Here is an 18,113-nt window from a genome sequence, read left to right as displayed (position 1 = left end):
AGCCTACTTTCGCATTAGAGAATTCTAGGGAAAGAATAATAAATTTTAGCTTATGTAGTGATGAATAAATCGACTACAATATAGTGGATTAAACGCTGTCATCTATGAAAAGAGGATTTATCATGAAAAAATCAGCAGTATCTTTGGCCATTACTTTAGGCTTATTCAGCACGTCCGCGCTAGCAGTGGACAGTTTTATACAATCAGCAAGGAACCTTGGCAGCGGTGGTGCAGGTCTTACATATGCACATTGGTCTTCAGCGGCTAATTATAACCCTGCGTTATTGGGCACAGCGGTAGGCACTGACAATGATTTTTTCCTTGTTTTAAATGGCACAGGACGCGTTGCCGATACAAAAGATGATGGCGATAGTTTAGATCTTTTTGAAAGCCTGGAAGACGAAGTGAATAACTTTGAAGACTTGGACGATTCAGACTTACTAGAAGGTGATCCTCAAAATCTACAAAATACCATTAACACCGCCAACCGCATTGTTAACGATTTTGAACAATTAGACGGTGCTGGTTTGCAAGGCAGTTTTGGTGTAAACCTTGGTTTTGGGATGGCATTTGAGCGTGTAGCAGTTTCATTTAATGCAATGGCGAAGTTTGATGTAGGTGGCACGGGGGATATTTCTTCTAGCGATATTAACTTATTGCGCCGATATACAGGTTTAGGCCAGACGCTTCTTAGCGACGTTCGTCCTTTATACGACGAAGCTACTCGTTTAGAAGCTCGTTATGACCAACTTCAATCAGACCTAGAGCAACTGGAAAACAGCGGCACTGCGACACAAGATGACATAGATGAAGCTCAAAGGATAGCGGATCAAGCAGAAGTGGACTTTAATGCCGCAGAAGTCCTAGCAGAAGACGCTAAAGTTCTACAAACGACGATACAAAACGATTATGGCGATATTTTTGATCAAGACACGCAAACCATCGTCTTTGACGAAGATACATTAGAATCTAAAGCACGCTTTGCCGCGATTGGTTGGGCGGAAGCTGGCGTAACACTAGCTTCAAATTGGCAGTTAGACTCAGAAAAGAAACTGAGTGTTGGTGCAACCGTTAAAACGGTTCGTTTAGAGTTTTTTGATTATCAATCAGCATCGTCTGATTTTGATGAAGACGATATTGATGGCGATGAGTACCGCAGTTCAAAAGATTTTGTAACCGCTGACTTAGGTGCAATTTTATCTATGGACTCAATGGATAAGTGGCGTATTGGCGTTACCGTTAAAAATATTGTTGGTGAAGACATTGAGTCACGTCAAGAATCACTTAAAGTAGGGCAAGAGTCGCTTATATACGAAGTTGATACTCAAGTTAGAATTGGAACAAGTTATAATCACGGCTGGATTCGTTTAGCTGCGGATTTAGACTTAACTGAATCTAAAGGACCACAGTTTGCCAATGGCGAGCAATTTTTCCGTGGTAGTCAGTATGGTAGTGTTGGTGCAGTAATAAATGCTTATGACTTTTTAGAGTTAAGAGCGGGCTACCGTCACAATTTTGCTGATAAAGTTGGTAATTCAACAACAGATGAAAGTGATGGCCTAATTACGGTTGGTGCTGGTGTTTACCTAGGCGGCGTTCAATTTGATTTAGGCTTACAAGCATCGCCTGAATTAGATGACGTAGGCGGCGGTTTACAAGCAATGATCACTTGGTAAATTAAATGCGTAAAACAAGCTAAGTATTTATAAAAGACTTAGTGTGTTTCACAATTAAAGGTCAGCAATGCTGGCCTTTTTTATTCCAGCAATTACAATAAGCCAAGCTAAATAATTAAGGGTTAAAGATGATTGACGCTAAAAAAATAGAGCAGTTTGCTTCACAAGTTGCAGATTCATTACCTGCAGGTGTTAAGACGATGGCGGACAACGCAGAAGAAAAAGTAAAAACGATTCTACAAAATAAATTGTCGCAGTTAGATGTTGTTAGTAGAGAAGAGTTTGATGTTCAAACCCAAGTATTGGCAAGAACACGAGCTAAGTTAGATTTATTAGAAAAAGAAGTGTCTGAATTAAAAGCGTTATTGGAAAGTAAAAAAGGCGCAGAGACAGAGTAAGTATATTTTAGGTTGATTTGCTTGTTTTTAATGAAGATGAAAGTGGTGTTGTTAAAAGACCACTTTGTTTTTGCCTGTTTCTTTTGCCGTATATAATTTTTGATCTGCAAGTATAAGTAAACTATCTAACTTATCTTTTTTATCTTGGCACACGCCAATACTAACAGTGCAAGTGATGATTTCACAGCCTACATTAATTTTAGTTTTTTCTAATTCCTGCCTAAAACTTTCTAGCATTTTGACCGCTTTTTCGAGTTCCAAGTCATGAAAATAAACACTGAATTCCTCACCACCTAATCTCGCTGCAAGGTACTTAGGTTCAAAGTGTAACTGGATTAAACTAGAAATAGTTTTTAAAACAATATCGCCAGCGTCATGGCCATAATTGTCATTAATGGACTTGAAATCATCAATATCCATCATCGCGACTGTACTTGTATCCAAACTATCCATAATTGGTTGGGCGCTATTAAAGTAATAACGGCGATTAGCCAAATCAGTCAAATAGTCAGTGTTAGCTTGTTTTCTAATTATATCAATACTTTGAACATACTCTATATTTTGTATAACTCGGCAATAAAACTCCTCCAAACAAAATGGTTTTTGTAAAAAGTCGTTGGCGCCATTTTTTATAAATTTAGCCGTAAGAGATTGAGAGCTATTTGCAGAGATGCCAATAATGCTTACATCATCTTTTGTATGGGTCGCTCTAATTTGATTACAAAGTTCAATGCCATCCATGTGTGGCATTTCTTTATCAGTAATAACCAGCTTAATATCTGGATTGTTTTTAAGAACATTAAGAGCGGATTTACCTGAGTTTGCTAACAATACATCAAAATTATGACGGAGTAATAAGCCTCGAACATAGGCTCGAGCACTACTAGCGTCGTCAACGACAAGGACTTTTACATTGTTATTGGTCTGAAGTTTTTTTAACAACGAGAGGAGGTAATGAAAGGCTTGTTTACTTTCTTTTGTAATATAATCAATAACAGGTAATTCGAGGATGTGCTCACGTATTTTGTCATCTAGCATACCCGTCATTACTATGCTTGGAACTTTTGCGTCTAGAATAAAATCTATGGCTTCGCCGTTTGGCGCATCGGGTAAGCTGTAGTCGATAATAGCGCAGAAAAAATCATCAAATTGGCTTGATAAAGCTTTTACTTCACTAAATGTCATCGCTATAACTGGTTCAAGTCCCGCTTTAATAGCTATGTTCTTGTGCAGCGCCACAATGGGTAAACTGTCCTCAACAATAAGAACTTTTTTCATGAACCTCTACTTTATTATTTTTTAATAAGACTGTTATTTAACGTGAAATACTTCAACGACGAACTTAAAGTATTGTTTATATAATCGAATATATCAACCTTAGGCATTACCATAAAGTTGTTTTTCTCCTAACCAACGAGCAATTAATGAGTTAATTTTTTCTGGTTGTGACAATAATAAATCCTGTGCTACCAATATAGCTTGTTCACATAATATTGCGTCTCGTTCTAAGTCTGCGACCTTAAAAGCCGCGACTCCTGTTTGGCGTGTGCCTAGGATTTCGCCCGCGCCTCTTATTTCTAAATCTTTTTCTGAAATAACAAAGCCGTCGTTAGAGTCTCTCAAAACAGCTAAACGTTGCTGTGCAGTATGAGACAACGGTGAATGATAAAGTAAAACACAATGAGACTGTAAAGCACCTCGGCCAACACGTCCTCGGAGTTGATGCAATTGGGCTAAACCAAGTCGTTCTGGGTTTTCTATGATCATAAGACTGGCATTAGGAACATCAACGCCTACTTCTATAACGGTAGTCGCAACCAGCAAATTAACATCACCATTCTTAAACGCTTGCATAACAGCCTGTTTTTCATCGGCCTTCATGCGGCCATGCACCAAGCCTATCGTTAGCTCTGGTAATAGCTCTTTCAATTCTACGGCGGCATCTTCAGCTGCCTGGCATTGTAATGCTTCGCTCTCTTCTACAAGCGTGCAAACCCAGTAGGCTTGCTGGCCCGTAGTAAGGCAAACGTGTTCAACGCGTTCAATTACTTTATCCCGTTTAGTATCTGGTATTACAACGGTCGTTATAGGTGTTCTACCTGGTGGTAACTCATCAATAATGGAGCAATCTAAGTCAGCGTAGGCTGTCATTGCTAAGGTTCTAGGAATAGGCGTTGCCGTCATTACCAGTTGGTGCGGATACATCACTGTACCTTGAGTATGAATAGCGCCTTTGTTTCTTAATGACAGCCTTTGATGCACGCCAAAGCGGTGCTGTTCATCAATAATGATTAAGGCGAGTTTTGAAAACTCTACTTGGTCTTGAAAAATGGCGTGAGTACCTACGACCATTTGTGCTGAGCCATCGCCAATTACTTCTAATGCCGCTCGTTTTTCTGCTACTTTTGACTTACCGGCTAACCAGGCGACGTTAATCCCTAGTGGTTCAAACCAAGCCTTAAAACTGTGGGCATGTTGCTCTGCTAATATTTCAGTGGGTGCCATTAAAGCCACTTGATAACCTTGGGCTATAACGGTTAATGCCGACAAAGCGGCCACTAAAGTTTTACCAGAGCCTACATCACCTTGCACTAGTCGCATCATTGGCAATGGCTTTGCAAGGTCGTTGGTAATATCTGCAACAACCCGTTGTTGAGCACTAGTAGGCGAAAAAGGAAGTGAACTTAAAAACTGATCTACATAGTCGTTTTCTTTTGGAAATGGCACTGCTGACACTTGCTGAGTGTCTTTTTTTAGGTGCAACATACTTGATTGGTATGCGCATAACTCTTCAAACGCTAAACGTTGCTGGGCCGGATGAGTCCCCAGTTCCAGCAATGACACGTCAGTATCAATGGGCGGGCGATGACAAATTTGCAGCGCCTTAACTAGTGAATAGCTATTTGGTAGTCTTTCAAAGGGGATCAGCTCTTCAACCCTATACTTTTCTAATCGAGACAGGGCTTGTTCAGTAATACTTCTAAGGGAAGCTTGCTTTACGCCTTCAGTAGTTGGATAAACGGGCGTTAAAGACTCGTCTACATTTATGTCGTCAGGGCCGTCGATTTTAACGTAATCAGGGTGAAGAATTTCTGGTCCAAATTTGCCGCCTCTGATCTCACCAAAACACTTTATCCAAGTGCCATCTTCTAATGAGTTTTTTTGGGCTGCGGAAAAGTTAAAAAAACGTAACGTCATGCCGCCAGTCGAATCGCCAATTTTAACGACTAACATGCGTTTTCGGCCAAACTGGATATTGCAAGATGTGACTTGCCCTACCACTGCCACATGGGTGCCAACTACGGTATTTGCGATTGGGTAAATACGGCTGCGATCTTCATAGCGCAAAGGTAGGTGAAACAGGGCATCTTCAATATTATGAATGCCAAGTTTTGTTAGTTTTTCTGCGACTTTAGGGCCAACACCTTTAAGTGTGGTAATTGGCACTGAAGATAAGGACGTTAGCGCCATGTTATTCCATTAGTTACATTTATCGGCAATAGAGTTTGGTTCAAACTCAAATGTCTGATCCGTATGCGTAAAATCAACACGACGTGACTTTTTACCCGCAGGTAATAGATTATATTTATCTTTTAATTCTGTATACCAAGATTTTGGTGCATCAATCTGGCCGTCTTCATCCAACGGTGGATAAGGAGTTTCTGTTCTTACACATAACTCGGCATAAATTGGGTGCCCGCCTTCAAATAACATTTGATGACGTATTTTTTCGCTAATTACTGGTTTGTCGTACATACCAGCCACTAAGCGTTGGCGCTGCGCTTCATACATAATTAACGCACCAGCGACACTCACATTTAATGACTCAACCATACCAAACATTGGTACTACAACATGATGGTCAGCTAGCTCTAGTGCTTCATCTGAAATACCGTCACGTTCTTGGCCCAAAATAAGTGCAGTAGGTTTTGTATAATCAATTTCGCGAAAGTCTTTAGCTCTATCAGATAGATTAGTGGCTAAGACTTGCATACCTTGCGCTTTAAACTGTTTTATTGCTGTTGCCGTATCAGGCTGTTCAGTCACTTTTACCCACTTTTGACTGCCCGAAGCACGACCACCAGATAACCAACGGCTTTCAGTCGTGTATATCGCATGGATATTATGAATACCAATGGCGTCAGCAGTTCTTATAATGGCTGATAAGTTATGAGTCTTATGGACTTGTTCCATACAAACCGTTAAATCAGGCTGACGTTTGTCGAGTATTTCAGTAATACGTTTAAAGCGTTCCGGTGTCATGTTTGTTCCTAATAATGCTTAAACGTCAGATAGCTCTAAAATACCATCAATTTCAATTTGCACGCCTTTAGGCAACGCTGAAACTTGAACTGCAGCTCTTGCTGGGAATGGTTCGGCCACATACTTCGCCATAATTTCATTTACTTTGGCGAACTGACCAAGATCAGTTAGGAAAATATTGAGCTTCACGGCATCTTCAATTGAGCCGCCAGAGGCCTCACAAACTGCAGTCAGGTTTTTAAAAACTTGCTCTGCTTGCGCTTCAAAATCTTCTGAGACAACTTCCATGGTTTCTGGAACCAGTGGAATTTGACCAGAAAGGTAAACCGTGGTGCCTACTTTAATCGCTTGATTATAAGTGCCAATAGCGGCAGGTGCCGCATCTGTGTTAATAACAATACGTGTCATGGTGAAATCCTGTTGACTGAACTACTTGCGGCTTATCCGTTGGACGTCCGGCATAGTTCTTAATTTTTTTATAACTCGTGCTAAATGAACTCGGTTTTTAACCGTCACATCAGCCGTAATAGCATATATATTTGATTCTTTTTCTTCTGTAAATATATGTTCTACGTTGGAGTTACTCTTTGAGATTAAGTGCGTTACTTTTGCAAGTGCACCTTGATGATTGATCAATTCTATTTTTAAAGTAGTTACGTACTCTCTATCGGAAGCGTCGTCCCATTTAACTTTAAAGAATTTAGCGGCGTCTTTTTCCCAGTTACGACAGTTAGGACAGTCTTCTCTGTGAATAGTTAAGCCTTTACCTTGTGAAACGTGAGCAACAATTTCATCACCAGGTATTGGGTGACAACACTTGCTATAAGTAACCAACATACCTTTTGCACCTGCAATAGGTGTATGATCTACTTTGTCTGCATGCTCTTTATCAGAATTAAGTAAGCGGTTACTTATGGTCAATCCCATTAAGTTACCTAAGCCAATTTCCCTATATAGATCTTCAATGGTATTTAAATTGAAATCGGCCAAAAGCTTAATCATATCTTCTGGTTCTACTTGTTCAATTTGTGTTTCACCTAATGCTGACTTTAATAGTCGACGACCAAGGTTTATGGCCTCATTGGCACGCTGATGTTTTAGGTAGTTTCTAATACCAAGTCTGGCTTTGGCCGTGACCACAAAGTTTAGCCAGTTGGCGTTAGGCTTCACATTAGGCGAAGTAATAATTTCTACCGTCTGACCTGTATCTAATGGTCGACTTAAAGGGTGTGGTTTGCGATCAACCTTAGCACCAACACAAGTATTGCCAACGTCGGTATGAACTGAATAAGCAAAATCTACAGGTGTTGCACCCATTGGTAATTCATGAATTTTTCCATCTGGGGTAAATACATAAATTTCTTCTGGGAACATTTCCGTTTTAACGTTTTCTATAAATTCAAATGACGAACCTGCACTTTGTTGTAGCTCAAGTAAGGTTTGCATCCATTGACGTGCACGTTGTTGTGCCGTGTTACCAGTTTTATCGCCAGCACCTTTGTATGCCCAGTGGGCTGCAATCCCTTTGTCCGCCAAATCGTCCATTTCTTTGGTACGAATTTGGATTTCAATTGGAATACCATGAGGACCAATAAGAGACGTATGCAGAGACTGATAGCCATTCGATTTTGGAATAGCAATATAATCTTTAAATCTGGTTTCAATTGGCTTGTAAAGGTTGTGCATTACGCCAAACACTCGATAACACGTGTCTATGTCATCAACCATTATTCTAAAGGCGTAGATATCCATAACTTCGTTAAACATTAGCTCTTTGTTTAACATTTTTCTGTAGATACTAAATAAGTGCTTTTCACGGCCTTTAACATCACCAGGAATACCTACTTCTGCTAGGCGAGTTTCAATTTCTGACTGGATGTTATGAATGATTTCTTTACGGTTACCACGAGCTTGCTTTACTGCATTTTCTAGGGCTCTAGAACGCATTGGATAAAGCGCTTCAAAGCCTAAATTTTCTAGTTCGTTTTTAAATTCGTGGATACCAAGTCGATTGGCAATTGGGGCGTATATTTCTAAGGTTTCTTTGGCAATACGACGTTTCTTATCTGGTCGTAAAGCCCCAAGTGTTCGCATGTTGTGGGTTCGGTCAGCAAGCTTTATTAGAATAACGCGAATATCCTGCGTCATGGCCATAACCATTTTGCGGAAGTTTTCAGCTTGGAATTCTTTTTTGTCTTTAAAGTGAAGCTTATCGAGTTTTGATACACCTTCAACTAAGTCAGCAATGGTATCGCCAAACTCATCGGCTAAATCTTTTTTAGAAACAGGCGTGTCTTCAATAACGTCATGCATTAAAGCAGCAGATAATGTTTCATGATCTAGCTTCATATTTGCAAGTAAAACAGTCACAGCGACAGGGTGAGTAATATAAGGATCACCACTTGATCGCATTTGGCCATCATGGGCGTCACGCGCAACTACATAGGCACGTTGCACAATAGCAACTTGCTCTGGCGGCAAATAGGCCGAAATTTGTTGTTTTAAACCTTCAAATAAATACACCGAACGACTCAGTAAAAAACGATTAGATAGGAATTGAGTATAAACTAAAGAAAATTAGGAAGGAAAGCCAACACGTTAAAAAAACATGTTGGCTATAAAGAAATTGCTCGTTTGTTACTTATTCGTTACCAACGATTGCAGCAACGGCTGCCATTTCTTCTGCTTCACGAACTGTTTCAGCTTCGTTATCTTGGCGATCCATTACGTCGTTGGTGATTAAACCAGCTTCAATTTCGCGAAGTGCAGTAACAGTTGGCTTATCATTGCCAGCGTCAACAAGAGGCTCTTTACCTTGAGTTGCTAATTGACGTGCACGACGAGCAGCAACCAAAATTAAATCAAAACGATTTCCTACTTTTTCAACAGCGTCTTCAACAGTTACGCGAGCCATTCAGTATCTCCAATGAGGCAAAAAAATATTAAGGGGCGTAATATTACACCAAGGTTAGCTTTTAGCCAATAGCTGAGTGAGCAGTTGACTGTTTTTACTGTACTGATTCTTTGTTTTTAAGCGATGAGTTAGCACTATTTTTTCAAAGTTATTAAGTGTTTCTTCAAAATCATCATTAATTAACAAAAAGTCATATTCATTATAGTGAGACATTTCACTTTGTGCCTGTGACATGCGTTTAGCAATAACTTCGGCACTGTCTTGGCCACGTTTGTTCAAACGACTTTCTAATTCTTCTCTAGAAGGAGGCAAAATAAATAGAGTAATGATGTCCGGGCGAATTTCACGCATTTGTTGCGCACCTTGCCAGTCGATATCTAAAAATACATCAATGCCTTGATCTAGCTGATCCTGAATCGCCTGTTTAGAAGTGCCGTAATAATTACCAAACACTTCTGCCCATTCATAAAAGCCGTCTTTTGATATTAAATCTTTAAAGGCTTCAACGTTCGTAAAGTGATAATGAACTTCATTTTCTTCGCCCGGTCTAGGCTGGCGAGTGGTGTGTGACACCGATACTTTCATATCGTTATGACGTTCTAATAACGCTGAAATTAAACTGGACTTTCCGGCACCACTTGGTGACGAAACAACAAATAAATTACCTTGCATAGTGTTCGCTACTTCAACTTTTTTGAATGATGTTTTTCTAATTAAGCATAGTTTAACACATCAATAATCTGACACGCTCGATTAATGTTTTAATTTTATTTCGTCTACACTCATAAATACTTAGAGCGGAGGAATTATATGTTAGGCGTTATTTTCACTAATTTAATTGAAATGATGGAACAAGAGGTAGGTTTAGAGTTAACAGAAACAGTACTCGAAGAAGCAAACCTAGAGTCTAAAGCAATTTATACCTCAGTTGGCTTTTATTCTCCGGGTGAAGTTGTCGCTATTGTTACGACACTCTCTGCTCATACTGGCATTCCTGTGGGTGAATTAGTCGAGAGCTTTGGCGTCTATTTATTTCTTAAATTAGCTGAGTATCATCCCCAGGCTGTGCGAGGAAAAAAATCGGTGATAGAAGTGTTGTCGATTCTAGACTCAAACATTCACGTGGAAGTCCAAAAGCTTTACCCTGACGCTCAATTACCAGACTTCAAGACAATTGAAGAATCACCAACTCATATAAAAATGAGGTATATCTCAGAAAATAGCTTAGAACCACTAGCAAAGGGACTAATTATTGGTGGGGCCACTTACTTTAACGAAGAGGTGGAAATTGTCATATCAAGTGAAGACACTGGCACGAGTATTATAGAGGTTAGAAAGCTTTCCTAACCTCTCAATAGCATGACGGATGGTTTTATTGATTAAATTTATAAACCTTGCCGTCTTTCATTACAAAGTTGACGTTTCTCATTAGTGCTATATTTTTAAGCGGGTTGCCTTTGACGGCCACAATATCAGCAAGTTTATTCTTTTCAATAGTGCCTACCTCGTCAAGGATGTTGAGAAGTTTAGCACCATGAAACGTCGCGCTTCTAATTGCATCAATAGGCTTCATGCCTGCTCTAACCATAAGCTCAAATTCCAAACCATTATCGCCGTGAGCTGAAACGCCGGAGTCAGTACCAAACGCAATGTTAACGCCAGCTAAATAAGCCCGGCCAAATGTTTTTTCAATGAGTGGTCCTATTGCCGCCGCTTTAGGTCTTACTAGCGCAGGAAAAAAGCCGTCAATTTTTGCCTTTTCTGCGACCCAATTTCCAGCCATTACCGTTGGCACATAGTAGGTATTATGCTTTTTCATTAATTTAAATATTTCATCGTCCATGAATGTGCCATGTTCAATAGAATCTACACCAGCTTCAATGGCGCGCTTCATGCCTTCTTTACCGTGCGCATGAACGGCAACCGTCATGCCATAATCTTTTGCTGTTTCAACAATGGCTTCAAGTTCATCGGTCATAAACTGTGGGTTCTGACCGCTTTTTGCTACACTAAGTACACCGCCTGTTGCGGTAATTTTTATTAAGTCAGCACCATCTTTGTAACGTTGTCTTACGGCTTTTCGTGCTTCTGCAATGCCATTGATCACGCCTTCTTTAGGGCCTGGATCTCCGGTAATACTCATCGCTCGACCATTGGTAGGATCAGCGTGTCCGCCAGTAGTGGCAATAGATTTTGCTGCAGTGTAAATTCTCGGTCCGTTAATCATTCCACTATTTACGGCTTTTTTTAGCGCCACAGTCACGTTGTAACTATCGCCTAAATTTCTAACAGTTGTGAAGCCAGCATCTAGAGTCTTTTGAGCGTAAACCACACCTTTTAATGCATAGTCAGCTTCATTAAGTTTAAAACCTTCAAGATAGCTTGCTAATCCATTATGCTGAGAGCTAATGTGAGTGTGCATGTCCATTAAACCTGGCATGACGGTGTAGTCTTTTAAATCAATGACGGTGTCTGCGTTTGACGGCGTTTTATAACCGCTTTCAATGGCTTTTATTTTATTGCCATCAATGACTACCGTGACTTCTGTTTTGACATTGGAATTGTTCGCTTTAATTAAGCGTCCAGCATGTATCAATGTATCAGCGGCTACATTTTCTGTAACCAAGGCGAAAGCCAATAAACAAACGGTCTGCGAAATTCTCATGATATGTCCTTATTTTTAGACTAACGCCCATAAAAGAGCTGATAACCAACGAGTTATAATTAGATGTAATCTAGCAGACTCGGCTGTCCAAAAAAAGAACATTTTCTGTGTGTGGAATTTGTATAAATATCAATGAACTAATACTGGTCGAGCCGCTGTACCGATATTGAAATTTGTAAAACGGCAATCATTTCCTACTATTAAAGTTAACGTATTCTTTTAGCGAAACTTTATGATAAAAACCGTTCGCCTCTCATTAAAAACTGTTTTAATAATATTGTCTGTGACATTTTTACTATGTTTGTTTTCCATTTCTTTAGTCGTTAAAGCCGAGCCAAGCAAAGCGCAAGTTGCAGCAGACAAAATAGACTATTTTGAAATGAGTTTAGAAGAGCTATTGAACATTAAAGTAAGCGTAAGTGCTGGCACAGAATCGAGGCAAAACTTTGTACCATCCTCAGTCACCATTATTAGCCAAAGTGATATTGAATTAGTGAATGGACGGTCCTTAAGTGACCTTCTTAATATTTATGTACCTGGGTATTTTAAAGCAGAAGACAAAGACGACACTATCGCTTCATTTAGAGGTCTCGCGCCTGACAACAACAGTAAGGTTCTGTTACTCATTGATGGTGTGAGAATAAATGCTGACTGGTTTTGGGGCCCTGCGGATAGTGTATTAAACGGGATTGGTTTGGATTATATAGAGCGAATTGAAGTTATTCGTGGTCCAGGCAGTGTCACTCTTGGTCAGGGCGCACAAATGGGCGTAATTAATGTTATCACCAAGCTAGTGGAAGAAAGTGAAGTAAACATTGCGGCTGGAGAGGCAGGATGGCAATCAGTTAGCGGCATGACAGGCCTAAAACACAATGGCCTTAATTATCAATTTATTGGTTCCGCACAAGCGCTAGACGGTTTTTCGTTACCGCACAATGGTTGGGCAAATGAGGTTATGGAAGGTGACTCTTCACACCCTTCAGTTGCGGCAGATCGAGGCACAAAGTTGAACAATGCTGAGTCAATTAGAATGCTAGCTAGGGTATCTGATTTTGACTGGACCCTTTGGTTTCAGCACCATCAACAAAAAAGAGACTTGTACAACTGGACCAAAGATAGAGACCAAGTTGAGCAACGCTTGTCTATTATTGCGGGCGATATTTATTATCCATTAAATAATGAACTCACGATAAAGTTATTAGCAAATTTTCAAAATGATGATTATGCACTATACGACCGGTATTCCGGGCAAACAACGGCAGGGGCTAATGAACAACGTACTTTTGCTCAAGCTAGGCTCTATACACGGGAGAATAATCAAGGGATAAGTTGGTTATTGGCGGCTGAGCTGGAGCATATAAAAACGGGTAGTAAAAATTGGCAAGGCGATAATTTTATTGTTAACAAAACATCGGACTTGTCGGACAATGTGAACAAAACCAACACATGGCTCTTTCCTAGTAGCTACACCAATAAAGCCATACTAGGCGAAATAAATGCTATTTGGTCTTCATCGTGGCAGGCGAACCTTAGTTTTCGAAATGACTATAACCACAACTGGGGTAAGCAATTTACGCCTCGAATGAGTTTGACATATCAACGTGATCCTAGCAGCAATGTATACCGCCTTACTTATCAACGAGGTTTTAACGGTCCGCCCGGGGTTCACTACACGGGTGGCTTTTTAGGCGATGGTTTATTATCTGAAAATAACCTGATGTATTTAGAAAGCTCCGGCATGACATCTTCTACTACTGGGCTAGCGGTGACCAATGCGGAGTCACCACGTGCTGAAACAATTCGTAGTTTTGAATTTTCAGTTAAAGGGGTGGTAGATAAATACCTAAGTTATGAAGTCACTGCCTTTTCCAATGAAATCAACAATTACATACTCACCTTATCAACTCGTAATGGCACACCCGGTGCAGCTATTGGCTCTGATTTTGTTGGTAATTGGGGAGGCGTTTTTTATTATGCGAATCAACCTGGGGTACTTAAGATTAGAGGGCTAGAAGCATTAGCTAACTGGAAGCGAAATAATTGGCGGCATCAAATATCCTATAGCACACACGACGTTGTTAGTGCCGATGGGTTTGAGTTAGGAATGAAGTCACCGGTTGCAGGATCAGAAAACAATTTAAAAGCTAATGGCTTACCTGAAGGTATTTTCCGGTATCAAGGATTTTGGCGAGCAAGTGACGAGGTGAGTTTATCTTATCAGCATGTCATTCTGAGCAGCTGGTGGGCGCCTTGGACTAATTCAAAAGAGTCTGGATTAGATTGGGGAAACCTTTCTGCAAAGTGGGCCTACAATAAAAACCTAAATTTCGTTTTTGCCATCAATAATGTTTGGGATGAAGACAAGCTCTATCCTATCCGAGCAAGAGGTAAGGGCAATGAAACTCCAGGTACGCCATCATTAGAGCCTAGGAATATGACTTTTTCCATGCGCTATAAGTTTTAACTTTAAAGGAAGTTAGAGAGTAAAAAAAAGGTGCTAATCAAGAATTGAAAAGCACCTAATATTTATATAGTTAACGGATTAAACTATAGGCCTTGTTTATTTGCTTGGCGCATAGTCGTAGCTAGCTTGGATACCCAGTGGAATATCTAACCCCCAATAAGCTAACAAAAACAGTGTCCATGCAATTAAGAAACAAACAGAGAACGGTAACATCATGGCGGTTAGCGTACCTATTCCGGCATTTTTAACATAGCGTTGGCAAAATACCACCACTAATGGGAAGTACGGCATTAAAGGAGTAATGATATTAGTACTCGAGTCGCCAATACGATAAGCCGCCTGTGCTAAATCTGGCGAAATACCTAACTGCATTAACATTGGTATAAATATAGGCGCTAACAGAGCCCACTTTGCCGATGCTGAACCAACAAATAAGTTAATAAATCCGGTTAGGAAAATAATGCCCGCAATGGTTACGCCACCAGGTAACGCAAGCGCTTTTAAGAATCCAGCGCCTTTGACCGCTAGTAATATACCTAAGTTAGATTGCCCAAAAGCATAAATAAACTGTGCAATAAAAAACATGATGACCAAATAATAGCCCATGCCAGACATTGCTTTACTCATCCCCTCAATAAACTGTTTACTGTTTTTGATGCTACCAATAGCCACGCCGTAGACTAAGCCCGGTATTAAAAACAATAGGAATATTAATGGCACAATTGACTTCATTAAAGGTGCAGTGAAAGAGGTTAATGAACCATCTTCTGCTCGCCATGGAGATGTCTCATAAGACGCTGTAACCAAAAGCACCACAAAACTAGCAACAATAGACGCTAGTGCAAAACGTAATGCTTTGCGTTCTTTGTCCGTAAGAGGATCCATAGTAGGTAAATCAGATAGGTCACCGTCTAACTTATTTGCTTGCAGCTTAGGCTCCACGATTTTATCGGTTATAAACCAACCTAAACCGGTAATTAAAATAGAGGAGACAGTAGTGAAGAAGTAATTATTTAATGGGTTTAACGTAATTGTAGGATCCAATAACTGAGCGCCGGCCTGCGATATACCTTGCAACATTGGGTCTAAAGCAGAAGGAACAAAGTTAGCAGAAAAGCCACCGGATACACCGGCAAATGCAGCTGCAATACCAGCTAATGGGTGACGGCCTGCCGCATAAAAGATAACACCACCAAGAGGTATTACTAATACATAACCAGCATCCACGGCGGAGTGACTAACTATACCAATAAGAATAATCATTGGCGTTAAAAGCCATTTAGCTGTGACTGACAATAAAGCTCTTAAGCCAGCATTGATAAATCCAGAGTATTCAGCAACGCCTATACCTAGCATTGCTACTAATACAACGCCAACGGGATGGAAGTGTGAAAAGTTGGTCACGATAGAAGAGAAAAACTGGGTCATTGCATCCCCAGCAAGCTGATTATTGATAACCAGATCTTGGCCAGAGCGAGGGTCTATTACGTTAAAATCGATTCCCGAAAGCGCCCAAGATAAAACCCAAACTATTGCCAGTAAAGAGATAAATAATGCAGCGGGATCTGGTAATTTATTACCCCAGATCTCTACTTTATTTAAAATTCGCTGCATTACCGAAGTTGATGCGTTGTCCATTTTAAAACCTTATTGTAATTGTTATGTCCAAAAAACAAGCTACGATAATTTAATCAAAAATTACAGAACTTTGAACAAATTTATTACAGGAATTAAAAATACTAGACTAATTCATCGCCTTAAAGGCTTCTGAGTATCCATTAAGGGTAAAAGGTAAGGTGACTTGCTTTTTGGTGTTGTTGTCAAAATAAACAATGCGTAGCGCTCTGCCACTTTCAAACTCAGACTGCAATTGCTCATCAACTAAAACGTTGGTTTGACAAACTCTTGCGTCACAACCCAATATTTTTACTCGGGTGTCTTTATTATTATCAACCTTTATTCCAATACCTGCGCTCTGAAGGGCATTTTTACTTAACTTAATAGTTAACATGGTTCTGTCATTTTGAATGCGAGTAATATTTAAAGATCCAACAATGCCAGATTTTTTGCCATTTGATGCAATTAAAGACTGATTAATGAAACAAGGCTTTTTATCACAAATTAACTGCCAATTTCCGAACCCACGTGGTTGAGAATCGTTTGCTTGGTTGCTTGCAAATGCAAAGTTGCTAAAGCTTAGAATAGCGATAAGTAGGGGAGTGATGAATGTGTACTTCATATTTAATCCATTAAAAAAGGGGACAAGCCCCTTTATACTTCAATTTAGTCTCGCAACCAAGTAACTCATAAGGAATTACTTGGCGAAATAAACTATATGTAGCTTATGCGATGCATTTCTTTTTACGACGTGACATCGCAACAATTCCACCTAATGCTAATAGCATTAAAGCTAAACCGTTTGGTTCGCTTACATCGTTAACTTCTTGTGCAATTGCTACTTGGCGAATAGATTGTTGTTGAGGTTGGCCTGAGCCATTATCAACAAATGAAACACCCGTTACAAAAGCAGTTGGGTCAGTAGGATCAAGCATACCAGTAATATCAATACCCATGATTCTAAACGCAGATACACCATCCGGACCAAAGAAGTATTCAACGCCACCAGTTAATAGGTCGCCTTGACGTATCCAGTCTCCATTTGCATCTAATAACCATAGATCAAATAAGTTATCGTCAAAACCAGTCGGTAAAATAACTGACGCAAAGTTTTCACCATTGTCTACATAGTAGTCATAACCAATAGCCACTTCAGGGTCTATAAATACAACTTCTTCTGGACCTACGATTATTTCAAACGCCCAACCAGGAAGATCCGAGTCGTTTTCAATTGGCATAAATGGGTCATCAGCGGTACCAGTACCTGTACTACCAGTTGGAGTTGGTGCACTAAAACCAGGATCTTGAAGTTCACCGTTGCGATATTCAAAACGCCAAACGCCAGCTTCTCCGCCTTCAACATTTGTAGTATTAGCTAACTCATTTACATCTGGTGTACCTGAGCCTGGTAAGTGAACGATACTAGAAATATCATTAGCATCAGGCACAATACCCGCAAATGCAACTGTATCGCCAGCGCCGCCATTTAAACCATTCCAAGAAAGCTCACCATATCTGAATTCAACATCAAAATCCGATACTAAAGGTAGGTCCTGTGGACCTATACCGCCCAATCCACCCGAGTTGCCCGGTATTGGCATACCGCTACGATCTATAACAACCATTTGAAAAGTGTTTCTGGCATCGCTGTCACCCATAGCTTGAGCTACGTTAGACCAAGTTATAGCTGTTGTAGTTCTGTCATCGCTCATGCCCATATAAATAGAGCCGCAATCATTACAGAATGTATCAATTGAACTTAAAAAAGGTGTAAACGCAGCATCAAAATTTGCAACACCCCAACCAAACCCATTGCTTGCTTCTATTAAACCAACTGATCCATTTACACCAATATTAAAATGGCTGTATTCAGTGCCATTCATCAAATAGTTACCTAGAAATTGGTGCGTATAAGCATAACCGCCATATGGACCATGAACTTCGCTGCCAAAGTCTTCAGAAATATTGGCATCTAAACCTACGTGGTTAAAACCTGTAAGAATAGGATCAGCAGTTGCTAACATTGGCGAGGCACCAATAATTAAACCTGCAAGTAAGGAAAGCGATTGTTTTTTCATTATGAAAATCCCTTTAGTAAATGTGATTGTTTGAATTT

The 18,113-nt window shown here is 40.0% G+C and carries 15 protein-coding genes; 4 read left to right on the top strand and 11 right to left on the bottom strand.

Annotation, left to right across the window (positions count from 1 at the left end):
• The first annotated feature begins 122 nt into the window (after positions 1-122).
• Positions 123-1,676, top strand: a complete 1,554-nt coding sequence (gene traF, locus ABD009_RS06275) for a conjugal transfer protein TraF (protein WP_343823654.1) — start codon at positions 123-125, stop codon at positions 1,674-1,676.
• Between the two features lie 128 nt (positions 1,677-1,804).
• Complete coding sequence (ubiK, locus tag ABD009_RS06270) at positions 1,805-2,074, top strand: ubiquinone biosynthesis accessory factor UbiK (protein ID WP_343823652.1); 270 nt, start codon at positions 1,805-1,807, stop codon at positions 2,072-2,074.
• Positions 2,075-2,125: 51 nt separating this feature from the next.
• On the opposite strand, the gene ABD009_RS06265 is transcribed toward ubiK, so the two are convergent.
• The 7 genes from ABD009_RS06265 to gmk form a co-directional block, all read right to left on the bottom strand.
• Positions 2,126-3,352: a diguanylate cyclase gene (locus ABD009_RS06265; protein ID WP_343823650.1), complete on the bottom strand. Its 1,227-nt coding sequence runs from the start codon at positions 3,350-3,352 to the stop codon at positions 2,126-2,128.
• 99 nt (positions 3,353-3,451) lie between these two features.
• Positions 3,452-5,545, bottom strand: coding sequence for an ATP-dependent DNA helicase RecG (recG, locus tag ABD009_RS06260; RefSeq protein WP_343823648.1), 2,094 nt, complete (start codon positions 5,543-5,545; stop codon positions 3,452-3,454).
• A gap of 9 nt (positions 5,546-5,554) precedes the next feature.
• The gene (gene trmH / locus ABD009_RS06255) at positions 5,555-6,337 is read right to left on the bottom strand and encodes a tRNA (guanosine(18)-2'-O)-methyltransferase TrmH (protein WP_343823646.1); all 783 of its coding nucleotides are present in this window, start codon (positions 6,335-6,337) and stop codon (positions 5,555-5,557) included.
• Positions 6,338-6,355: 18 nt separating this feature from the next.
• On the bottom strand, positions 6,356-6,745 hold the full coding sequence (locus ABD009_RS06250; protein WP_343823644.1) for a RidA family protein: 390 nt from the start codon (positions 6,743-6,745) through the stop codon (positions 6,356-6,358).
• A gap of 21 nt (positions 6,746-6,766) precedes the next feature.
• Positions 6,767-8,860, bottom strand: coding sequence for a bifunctional GTP diphosphokinase/guanosine-3',5'-bis pyrophosphate 3'-pyrophosphohydrolase (spoT, locus tag ABD009_RS06245; RefSeq protein WP_343823642.1), 2,094 nt, complete (start codon positions 8,858-8,860; stop codon positions 6,767-6,769).
• Between the two features lie 118 nt (positions 8,861-8,978).
• Entirely contained in the window at positions 8,979-9,251 is a 273-nt protein-coding gene (gene rpoZ / locus ABD009_RS06240; protein WP_155695906.1) for a DNA-directed RNA polymerase subunit omega, read from the bottom strand.
• A 54-nt stretch (positions 9,252-9,305) separates the two neighbouring features.
• Positions 9,306-9,923 (bottom strand): guanylate kinase, encoded by a 618-nt coding sequence (gene gmk / locus ABD009_RS06235; RefSeq protein WP_155695905.1) that lies wholly within the window; start codon positions 9,921-9,923, stop codon positions 9,306-9,308.
• Positions 9,924-10,061: 138 nt separating this feature from the next.
• Between gmk and ABD009_RS06230 the strand changes: the two genes are divergently transcribed.
• Complete coding sequence (locus tag ABD009_RS06230) at positions 10,062-10,598, top strand: heme NO-binding domain-containing protein (RefSeq protein WP_343823638.1); 537 nt, start codon at positions 10,062-10,064, stop codon at positions 10,596-10,598.
• A 25-nt stretch (positions 10,599-10,623) separates the two neighbouring features.
• On the opposite strand, the gene ABD009_RS06225 is transcribed toward ABD009_RS06230, so the two are convergent.
• A complete protein-coding gene (locus ABD009_RS06225) occupies positions 10,624-11,916 on the bottom strand; it encodes a metal-dependent hydrolase family protein (RefSeq protein ID WP_343823636.1) in 1,293 nt (430 codons plus the stop codon).
• A gap of 232 nt (positions 11,917-12,148) precedes the next feature.
• On the opposite strand from ABD009_RS06225, the gene ABD009_RS06220 reads away from it, so the two are divergent.
• Positions 12,149-14,380 carry a TonB-dependent receptor gene (locus ABD009_RS06220; protein ID WP_343823634.1) on the top strand — a complete coding sequence of 744 codons (2,232 nt, stop codon included), beginning with the start codon at positions 12,149-12,151 and terminating at the stop codon, positions 14,378-14,380.
• Positions 14,381-14,476: 96 nt separating this feature from the next.
• Here ABD009_RS06220 and ABD009_RS06215 read toward each other — a convergent pair whose 3' ends face one another.
• The 3 genes from ABD009_RS06215 to ABD009_RS06205 all read right to left on the bottom strand — a co-directional run bounded on the left by ABD009_RS06215 (position 14,477) and on the right by ABD009_RS06205 (position 18,075).
• Positions 14,477-16,018, bottom strand: coding sequence for an AbgT family transporter (locus ABD009_RS06215; protein ID WP_343823632.1), 1,542 nt, complete (start codon positions 16,016-16,018; stop codon positions 14,477-14,479).
• Positions 16,019-16,124: 106 nt separating this feature from the next.
• Positions 16,125-16,619: an invasion associated locus B family protein gene (locus tag ABD009_RS06210; RefSeq protein ID WP_343823630.1), complete on the bottom strand. Its 495-nt coding sequence runs from the start codon at positions 16,617-16,619 to the stop codon at positions 16,125-16,127.
• Between the two features lie 103 nt (positions 16,620-16,722).
• Entirely contained in the window at positions 16,723-18,075 is a 1,353-nt protein-coding gene (locus ABD009_RS06205) for a nidogen-like domain-containing protein (protein ID WP_343823628.1), read from the bottom strand.
• Positions 18,076-18,113: the final 38 nt, after the last annotated feature.

The organism is Psychrosphaera haliotis (assembly GCF_039523615.1).
In the GTDB taxonomy this organism is placed as follows: domain Bacteria; phylum Pseudomonadota; class Gammaproteobacteria; order Enterobacterales; family Alteromonadaceae; genus Psychrosphaera; species Psychrosphaera haliotis.
Note: the sequence above shows the minus strand (reverse complement) of the source record. Positions and strands in the feature narration are given on the sequence as shown.